At 70.9% G+C, this 2,205-nt stretch carries 1 protein-coding gene and 1 pseudogene; both read left to right on the top strand.

Features of this window, described 5'->3' with window-relative positions:
• Positions 1-330: 330 nt before the first annotated feature.
• A pseudogene (locus tag G6018_RS17650) lies at positions 331-822 on the top strand (acyl-CoA dehydrogenase family protein); the annotation flags it as partial.
• A gap of 39 nt (positions 823-861) precedes the next feature.
• Positions 862-2,079 carry an acyl-CoA dehydrogenase family protein gene (locus G6018_RS17655; protein ID WP_347237821.1) on the top strand — a complete coding sequence of 406 codons (1,218 nt, stop codon included), beginning with the start codon at positions 862-864 and terminating at the stop codon, positions 2,077-2,079.
• Positions 2,080-2,205: the final 126 nt, after the last annotated feature.

A 2,205-nucleotide genomic window follows, 5' to 3' on the forward strand; every position in this document is an offset into this window, starting at 1 on the left:
GAGACCCTCGGCTTCGGCGTCCTGCCGATCGTCGCCCTCGGTACCGCGGACCAGCAGAAGGCGCTCCTCGAGGGGATCGAGGACGGTCGCATCCTCACCGCCGCCCTCACCGAACCCGGGAGCCCGCTTCCGCTCGAGCCCACCGTGCGCCTCGACGGCGGGACGATGACCGGCACCGTCACCGCGGTCCGCTACGCGGCCCAGGCCCGGTCCGTCCTGGTGCCGGTGTCCACGGCCGGGGGAGCCCCCGTCCTCGTCGTCGTCGCCCCCGACGCCCCCGGGGTCACCCTTACCCCGACCCTCGGGTCGCTCGGCGTGCCGGAGTACGCGATGCGGTTCGACGCGACGCCGGTCGACGACGACGACGTGCTCCGTGGCCCGGGGGACGGAGCGGTCCTCGACGAGTTCCGACGGCTCGTCCTGTCGGCGTGCATCGCCCACGGTGACGGCCTGGTCTCCGGCGCGTTGGACATGACCGCCGACTACCTCAAGCAGCGTGTGCAGTTCGGTAAGCCGCTCGGCTCGTTCCAGGCGGTCCAGCAGGAGCTGGCCGACGTCTACATCATCTCGCGCACGCTGCACGTGATCTCCCAGTCGGTGACCTGGCGGGTCTCGGAGGGGCTCACCGGCCCGGCCGACCGGTACGCCACCGACCCGACGATCGGTGCCTACTGGCTGGCCACCGAGGGACCACGTGCGGTGCAGATCCTGCACCACCTGCACGGCGGCGTCGGGGTGGACATCACCTACCCCATGTTCCGGTACTCCTCGGCCGTCAAGGATCTGGCCCGCTTCGTCGGCGGAGGGCAGCTGCACCTGGACGACCTCGCGTCGGCGGTGGCGTCCGACCCCGTCGAGCACGTGGCCCCCGCCTCGACCGACGCCGACGCCGGTACGGCGCCGGAGGGCACCTTCATCGACCTCACCGGGGAGCAGCGGGCGCTGCAGGCCGAGCTCCGCGAGTACTTCTCCACGCTCATCTCGCCCGAGGAGGCGGCGGACATCGCCACCACCCGCCACGGCGACACCTACGCGGAGATCATCACCCGCATGGGCCGGGACGGGTGGCTGGGCGTGGGGTGGCCCACCGAGTTCGGCGGCAAGGGATTCGGCCACATCGAACAGCTGATCTTCACCAACGAGGCCACCCGCGCCGACGTCCCGCTGCCCTCGGTCACACTGCAGACCGTGGGGCCGACCCTGCAGAAGTACGGCACCGAGCTGCAGAAGGAGAGGTTCCTGCCCGGGATCCTCGACGGCTCGATCCACTTCGCGATCGGCTACTCCGAGCCCGACGCGGGCACCGACCTCGCCGCGCTGCGGACCACCGCCAGGCGGGACGAGGCCACCGGTGACTGGATCATCAACGGGCAGAAGATGTGGACCACCGGCGGCCACCACGCCGACTACATCTGGCTGGCCGCGCGGACCGGCACCCCGGACTCGCGGCACCGCGGTCTGACCATCTTCATCGTCGACACCTCCGACCCGGGGTTCTCGTTCACCCCGATCATCACCTGCGACGGCGCCCACCACGTCAACGCCACCTACTACTCGGACGTGCGCGTCCCGGCGGACATGGTGGTGGGCGAGGTCGACGGCGGGTGGAAAATGCTCACCACCCAGCTCAACCACGAGCGCGTGATGCTGGCCCCGTCCGGTCGACCGGGCGGGTACTACGACGAGCTGGTCGGCTGGGCCCGGGGCACCGGTGCCGACGGTGTCCGTCACCTGGACCGGCCCGAGGTGCGGCGCGGGCTCGCCGAGATCTTCGCGTTCGTCCGGCTCAACGAACTGCTCAACTGGCAGGTCTCCTCGGCCGGGGAGAACCCGTCGATGGGTGACTCGGCGGCGTCCAAGGTGTTCTCCACCGAGAAGATCCAGCACGTCGGCCGGATCATCGAGGAGCTGCTCGGTCGCTTCGGCGACCCCACCGATCCCGACACCGCCAGACTCCAGCGGTGGTTCGACATGATGAACAAGCGCAACGTCGTGATCACCTTCGGGGGCGGGGTCAACGAGGTCATGCGCGAACTGACCTGCATGGGCGGCCTCGGCATGCCCCGCACCGCCCGCTGACCCGACCCCCTGTCAGCACGCCCACGACCGAACGAGAAGGCACTCATGAGTGACGAGCAGGCCGCCCGCATCCTGGCCGCCGCCGAGGAGGTCCGCGCCTCCGGCGGCAGCGCGCGCCGCGCGGGC

Origin of the sequence: Dietzia sp. DQ11-44 (genome assembly GCF_014145205.1) — a bacterium.
GTDB lineage: Bacteria > Actinomycetota > Actinomycetes > Mycobacteriales > Mycobacteriaceae > Dietzia > Dietzia natronolimnaea.